This is a genomic window from Candidatus Eisenbacteria bacterium (genome assembly GCA_035712145.1).
Taxonomy (GTDB): domain Bacteria; phylum Eisenbacteria; class RBG-16-71-46; order RBG-16-71-46; family RBG-16-71-46; genus DASTBI01.
The window spans coordinates 21867-28354 of the sequence record DASTBI010000177.1 but is presented as its reverse complement, the minus strand read 5'-3'; the positions used below and the strand labels follow the sequence as shown (position 1 = coordinate 28354).

The following is a 6488-nucleotide window of genomic DNA, read 5'->3' as shown; positions in this document are numbered from 1 at the left end:
GCGATCAGCAGCGCCGCCTGGGTGCCGAAGCCGCGGGTCACGACTCCGGCCACGCTCACGCCGATCAGGAACACCAGCCGCATCAGGAAGTCGCGCGCGCTGAACACGCGGCCGCGCTGGCGCGTCTCGGTGGACTGCTGGAGCAGGGTCTCCGCCAGCGTGAAAGACGGCGCTGCGCCGAGGCCGACGACGAAGGCGGCGGCCGCATAGACGGCGAAGTGGCTCGACATCGCGAACGCCACCAGGCTCGAGCCGGCGAGGATCAGTCCCCATCCGAGCAGCGCGCCGGCAGTCACTCGATGATGGTGGCGATTGACCCACCAGGTCCCGAGCCCGGCCCCGGCGCCCAGCACCGCCAGAAGCACTCCGACCCGCTCCATGCCCGGCTGCAAGGCGTTCCTCTGGATGTGCTGATTCCCCGCGACGTGGAGGAAGCCGCCCGACACCCACACCGCGGCGAGCGCCACCAGCGCCAGCCCCACGCCGCGGTTCGACCGCACGATGTCCCATCCCGACAGCACCTCCTTGAGGTAGGCGCGCAGCGAGATCTTCGGCGGAGGGCCGTGCGGATGGTGCGGCGTGTAAAGGATGATGGCCAGCGCCACGACCGAGACCAGGTAGGTGACGCCGTTGATCCACAGCGCCCGCGACCAGCCCCAATGGTCGACGATCCATCCGCCGCCCAGCGCGCCGAACGCGGTGGCGGCGATGCCCGCCGCCGCCAGCAGCGCGTTGGCCGCCAGGAGCTGGGGCGCGGGAACGATCTCCGGGGTGATCGCGCTCTTGGCGGGGAGGAAGAAGACGTTGCAGGCGAAGAGTCCGAACACCAGCGCGTAGACCGGCAGCGTGTGATGGCTGGTCGCGTACGAGAGCGGAATCAGCGCCACCAGGCCGGCGCGCAGCAGGTCCGACCAGATGAGCACATGCCGCAGGTTCCAGCGGTCCACCCACGCTCCGGTGAACGGCGCGAACATGAGCACCGGCGCCAGCATCACGATCGCCAGCAGGCTCAGCAGCTGGGACGACTTGGGATCGGCGAAGTGGTTGGTGTGCTCCGCCAGCAGACCGACCAGCGCCAGATACGTGAGGCGCTCGCCGAGGAGCGAGATCAGCTGTCCCCACCAGAGCGCCAGGAAGTTGCGCTGGCGGAAGAGCGGAGGCGTCGCGGCGCTCACCGCGGGACCGGGAGCCGGGCTCTCGCCGTCCTTGGCCTGCATGAGGCCCTCCGGATCAGGCCGCGGAGGCGGCGCTGCGCCGGCGCTCGACCACCTGGCGGTAAACGGCCTCGATGCGATCGGTGACCCGCGGCCAGGAGAACTCCTGCGCGCGCTCGTGTCCCTTGCATCCCAGTCGTCGGCGGCGCTCGGGGTCGACCGCCAGCGCCGCGATCGCCTCGGCGAGGGCCGAGACGTCGCCCGGCGGCACCGCCACCGCGTTCTCTCCCGGCGTGATCACCGAGCGATAGCCGGGAATGTCGGAGGCCACGACCGCGCGACCCGTGGCCATCGCCTCGATCAGCACGATGCCGAAGCTCTCGTTGCCGGAGGCGGGGGAGACGAAGATGTCGCCGGTGGCGTACCACCGAGGCAGATCGCTGCTCGGGACGTGGCCGAGGAACCGGACGCGCGCGCGCGCCGAGGGGGCGACCGAGGCCTCGAGCTTGGGACGCAGATACGAGTCGCCCACGATCAGCAGCTGAACCCGGCCCTGGGTGCGCTCGAGGATCTGCGGCATCGCCGCGATCAATCGATCGGCGCCCTTCCGCGGATCGAGACGCCCGACGAACAGCAGGTTGACGATCCCTTCCTCACGGAACTCGGCGAACGGCGCCACGTCGGGACGGAAGCGCTCGATGTCCACTCCGTTGGGAATGATCTCGTATTCGCCCGGGAAGTAGTGGGCGGCGAAGTCACGCGCCGTGGTCGACACGGCGATGCGCGCGTCGAGCTTCTCCACGGTGGGAGCGAGATAAGAGCGCGCCCATTCCAGCATGCGACTGCGGCCGGCGGTGGTGTGGAAGGTTCCGACCTGCGGGCACGAGGCGGCGCGGATCGCCATCAGCGGCAGCGTGGGCACGAGCGGGGCGTGGGTGTGGAGGACGTCGAATCCGCGATCCGAAATGAGCTCGCGGAGCTGGCGTCCGAGCCGCAGCCCGACCGCGAGATCCACGAAGGCGCCGTTGAACGGGATCAGCAGGTTGTGCCCGATGCGGACCACCCCGTCCGCGTGGTTGGCCTCTCCGCGGCGGAAGTGGCTGGTGATGATCAGGACCTCGTGGCCGCGCTTGCGCAGCTCGACCGCGGTGTGGTGCACGTGCTCGGTGACGCCGCCGTACCGGGGGTAGTAGGACTGGCTGACGATCCCGATCTTCACGCGGGGGCGCGCTGGCCGTCGATGGCCGTCGCCGGAGCTTCGCCCGGCGTTCCCTCCCAGAGCGGACGGAAGATGCACCACTGATCGAGGTGGTCCTTGATGTGCCGCTCGGCCATGCCCGCCACCGCGTGGTGAAGCGCTTCGGTGTCGGGATAGGCGGCGGGATCGATGGCCGGCTCGATCACGATGCGGAACTGCCCGGGCGACACGCGCTCGCAGTAGCCGCAGATCACCAGCGCGCCGGTGCGCTGCGCGAGCACGCCCGGACCCGATGGGAAGCGGGTCTCACGGCCGAACCACTCGACGGGGGTTCCGTGACGATAGATGTCGCCATCGACCATCAGCGCGACGAGCTCGTTGCGCTCGAGCGCGCGCAGCAGCTTGCGGAAGCCGTCTTCGGGCGACACGGTGTGGATGGCGAGCTCGCTCTTGGTCTCGCGCACCGCACCCGTGAGCCAGCGGTTGAGCTGGACTCCCGCCACGGCGTGGAGCGTATAGCCCCAGTAGGCGACGGCCACCGCGGCCAGCTCCCAGTTGCCGAGGTGGGTGCAGCAGATGATCACTCCGCGCCCGCGCTCGACGGCGTTCTCCAGGTGCTTGCGTCCCCTCACCTCGACCCGGGACAGCAGCTCCCCCCGGCCCATGTGGGGGAGGCGGAAGAACTCGAACAGCATGCGGTTGTAGCTGCGCATCATGCGCCGCACGATCTGGAGCCGCTCGCGGCGGGACGAGCGCGGCAGCATCACGGCCAGGTTGGCGAGGGCGGCGTGCCGCCGGGAGGGAAAAAGCCGGAAATGAAGCTCGGCGCCCAGGTCCGCCAGAGCGTAACCGAGCCACAAAGGAAGACTCGCGGTGAGGCTGGTCAACCAGCCATAGAGTAGTCGGGACATGCCTTTCCTTGGGTCTCAACTCCTCCGTCGTGCGCCACTTGTCCGAGTGACCAAGAAAGCTAAGACCTCGCTCGAAATGCTGTCAAGCCGCCCCGGAGGGCCAACCTTCGCCCGGGCACGGGCTTCGGAGTGCCCTGGGTCATTGACCCGATGGGAGGCCAAGGCTAGCATCCCGCGCCGAGAGAAGCTCGGCATCCTCGACATCGGCATCCTCCCGAGCGCCGCTAAGCGCCTGTCCTCGACGGAGGTCCATGATGGCCAGCCAGAAGCTGGTGCGGTGCGAGATCCGACACCCACGTGATCCGGGAAGCGTCTCCACCCGCTTCGTCCCGCTCGAGATCTTCGGGTTGTGGGAGTACCTCATGACCCAGCGCCACGGGTTCGAGGTGCGCGACGCGCGGGCCTCGCTCTGGCTGGACGCCGAAGAAGCCCCCGAAGCCGCCTACGACGAGCATCAGTTCGATCGTGTCACCGAGATCTCGGTGTTCCTCTATTCCGGCCGCGACGACATGTTCACCCGGGTGTGCCGCTATTTCCCCAGCGTCGAGTGCGGCGCGCTCAAGCGCATCTTCCTCGCCCACTACCCTCAGGAAGCCGCCCGGATCCAGCCGCACGTGCGCGAGCGCGCCGGCATCTGGATCCACCGCGAGATCCCCGTCTAAAAAAGCCGTTCAAGGTCCTCCCGATTACCGCCGACAACTCCCGCGAAGCGCAGGGCTCGCGGAAAGAGTCCGCCCGCACGGTCCTGCCAAGAGTGTCGCGGCCCCATCCGGCGTTCCGGACCGAAGGGTTCCGGCTCGCCTTCGGGGTTCCTGTGGAGAAAGGGCGGCAAGGGGCTCCATGGGTTCACGCCCCGTGACAGGGTGGGGTCGCTCAAGGAGGGCAACGTGGTCGTCGTCAGCTATTCGGGCAAGGAGATCAACGCGAAGCTGGTGTACTACGGCGCCGGCCTGAGCGGTAAGACCACGAACCTCGAAGCCATCTACGAGGCCGTACCCGACTCGAGCCGCGGCAAGATGGTCAGCATGAAGACGCAGTCCGACCGGACCCTGTTCTTCGATCTGCTGCCGCTCGACCTCGGCGAGATCATGGGATTCCGCACCCGGTTCCTGCTCTACACGGTGCCCGGCCAGGTGTTCTACAACGCGACCCGCAAGCTGGTGCTCAAAGGCGCCGACGCGATCGTGTTCGTGGCCGACAGCGAAGTCGGCAAAATGGAAGAGAACAAGGACAGTCTCGCGAACCTTCGCGCCAATCTCGCCGAGTACAAGCTGAGCCTCGACGAGATCCCCTGGGTCATCCAGTACAACAAGCGGGATCTTCCGAACGTCTACACGCTCGACGAGCTGAACCAGGAGCTGAATCCCGGCGCCAAGGTGCCGTTCTTCGAAGCGGTCGCCACGCAGGGGAAGGGTGTGTTCGAGACCTTCCGCGGCATCTCGCACCTGCTGATGGAAAAGGTGACCAAGGATCTGCGCCGCGGACCGGGGGTGGGAGGCGGCAGAGCCGCGGAGCCTGCAGCACCGGCGCCGGCCGCGCCGCGCGCGTCGGCTCCTTCGGCGCCCGCGACCGCTCCGGGCCGGGCCATCGAGCGCGAAGCGCAGCAGACGGCTCCGGCGCGCGCCGATTCGGCGGTGCTCGAGTACGGGCGTCAGCTCGACCTTCCCGAGCAGATCCCGCCGGCCCGACCGGCGCCCGCTCGCGAGCAGCCGCGCCCGGCCGAGCCGCAGCGGCGACAGGAGCCGGCGGCCGCGCCGGCGATGACCGCCACGCCCCAGGCCCCGTCCACGCAGTCATCGACCGTCGTGGTGCCGATCACCTTCCCGCCCAAGGGTCAGACCGGCGAGATCGTGATCCGCATCGTCTTGAAGCCGGCCGAATAAGCGCGGGCGTCAAGAGTTCGTCCAGCCGGTTGACGAAGCTCTCCGCGACGCGTAGCTTTCCTCCGTGCCCAACGCTCTACGTGCAGGCTTGGTTCTGGCGCTGGCGACGTGGGCTGCCTCGGCGCACGCTCAGCTCGCCAGTGATCCCGGAAGCGTATCTCCTCGCGTCCCGGTGAGCGCGTTTGCCCGGCCCGATCCCTGGCTCTCGCCTTCGCGCATGCAGATCTCGAGCGAGTTCTCGTTCGGGACGACCTTCGGCGGCGGACCCGCGCACGGGCTCCAGGTCACACGCCTTCAGTACCGCATCGGTGATCCGCTCGCGGTCAGCGTCAGCATCGGCAATACGTTCGGAATGGGCGGCGGCATGGGCGGCAACGCCAAGATGAGCTCGCCGTTCCTCGAGGGGCTCGATCTCTCGTACCGGCCGTTCGATTCGATGCTGATCCAGGTGCATTACCAGGACATCCGCTCGCCGCTCCAGTACGGGCGGACGGGTTACCCCTCCGGCTGGCGCTAGGCGCCTCTCCCTCGCTTCATGAGCCGCATCGCCTCCGCATTCGCGGCGGCTCGCGGTCACACCGGACTCATCCCGTATCTCGTCGCGGGATATCCCACGCCTGAGGCATCGCTGGAGATGCTGCGCGGCTTCGCTCGCCAGGGAGCGCTGGCGGTGGAGATCGGCGTTCCCTTCTCCGACCCCATCGCCGACGGCCCGGACATTCAGCGCGCCTCGGAGAAGGCACTCGAGCATGGCGTCGGCGTGACGACCGCACTCGACCTGGTCTCTGCACTGAGGAAGGATTCCGAGCTGCCGCTGGTGCTGATGAGCTACGCCAATCCGATCCTGAAGAACGGGCTCGAGGCGTTCGGCGCCCGCGCGACGGCCGCGGGGCTCGACGGGGTGCTGATCTCCGATCTGCCTCCCGACGAAGCACCCGAGCTGTGGGCCGCGCTCGATCGCGCCGGTCTCGACACGGTGGTGCTGGTCGCGCCGACGACGGCAGAGAGCCGCCTCACGCTCCTGCTCGAGCGCGCGCGCGGATTCGTCTACTGCCTGTCTCGCACCGGCGTCACCGGTCAAGGCGGCGGCTTCCGCGGCTCGATCGAGGAACGGATCGCGGCCGTGCGTGAGCGTTGCGGCTTGCCCGTCGCCGTGGGCTTCGGGATCTCGAGCGCCATGGACGCGCGCTCGCTCGCGGGCGTCGCGGACGCGGTGGTGGTGGGCGCGGCGTTCATGCGCGCCGCGGCCGCGGGCGCCCCGGAGAGCGCCGTGCATCGCGTCCTTGCGCTGTCCCGCGAGTTGATCGAGGCCCTGAGCGACGGCTCGGCCTAGCGGATCACC

The 6488-nt window shown here is 68.9% G+C and carries 6 protein-coding genes and 1 pseudogene; 4 read left to right on the top strand and 3 right to left on the bottom strand.

Going from position 1 to position 6488, the window contains the following annotated elements:
• The 3 genes from VFQ05_12095 to VFQ05_12085 form a co-directional block, all read right to left on the bottom strand.
• The coding region (locus VFQ05_12095; GenBank protein ID HET9327505.1) for an MFS transporter at positions 1 to 1217 on the bottom strand (1217 nt) is incomplete at its 3' end.
• A gap of 13 nt (positions 1218 to 1230) precedes the next feature.
• Positions 1231 to 2373: a glycosyltransferase family 4 protein gene (locus tag VFQ05_12090; GenBank protein ID HET9327504.1), complete on the bottom strand. Its 1143-nt coding sequence runs from the start codon at positions 2371 to 2373 to the stop codon at positions 1231 to 1233.
• On the bottom strand, positions 2370 to 3263 hold the full coding sequence (locus tag VFQ05_12085; GenBank protein HET9327503.1) for a lysophospholipid acyltransferase family protein: 894 nt from the start codon (positions 3261 to 3263) through the stop codon (positions 2370 to 2372). Before VFQ05_12085 ends, VFQ05_12090 begins: the two co-directional genes overlap by 4 nt.
• A gap of 254 nt (positions 3264 to 3517) precedes the next feature.
• On the opposite strand from VFQ05_12085, the gene VFQ05_12080 reads away from it, so the two are divergent.
• From VFQ05_12080 to trpA, 4 genes and pseudogenes are all read left to right on the top strand, one after another.
• On the top strand, positions 3518 to 3925 hold the full coding sequence (locus VFQ05_12080; GenBank protein HET9327502.1) for a hypothetical protein: 408 nt from the start codon (positions 3518 to 3520) through the stop codon (positions 3923 to 3925).
• Between the two features lie 225 nt (positions 3926 to 4150).
• Positions 4151 to 4732, top strand: a pseudogene (locus VFQ05_12075) (GTPase domain-containing protein).
• A 586-nt stretch (positions 4733 to 5318) separates the two neighbouring features.
• The gene (locus VFQ05_12070; GenBank protein ID HET9327501.1) at positions 5319 to 5663 is read left to right on the top strand and encodes a hypothetical protein; all 345 of its coding nucleotides are present in this window, start codon (positions 5319 to 5321) and stop codon (positions 5661 to 5663) included.
• Positions 5664 to 5681: 18 nt separating this feature from the next.
• Positions 5682 to 6479, top strand: coding sequence for a tryptophan synthase subunit alpha (gene trpA / locus VFQ05_12065; protein HET9327500.1), 798 nt, complete (start codon positions 5682 to 5684; stop codon positions 6477 to 6479).
• Positions 6480 to 6488: the final 9 nt, after the last annotated feature.

Coding starts and splice junctions, on each gene's coding strand:
- trpA (HET9327500.1), top strand. CDS start 5,682: ATGAGCCGCATCGCCTCCGCATTCGCGGCGGCTCGCGGTCACACCGGA.
- VFQ05_12080 (HET9327502.1), top strand. CDS start 3,518: ATGGCCAGCCAGAAGCTGGTGCGGTGCGAGATCCGACACCCACGTGAT.
- VFQ05_12085 (HET9327503.1), bottom strand. CDS start 3,263: ATGTCCCGACTACTCTATGGCTGGTTGACCAGCCTCACCGCGAGTCTT.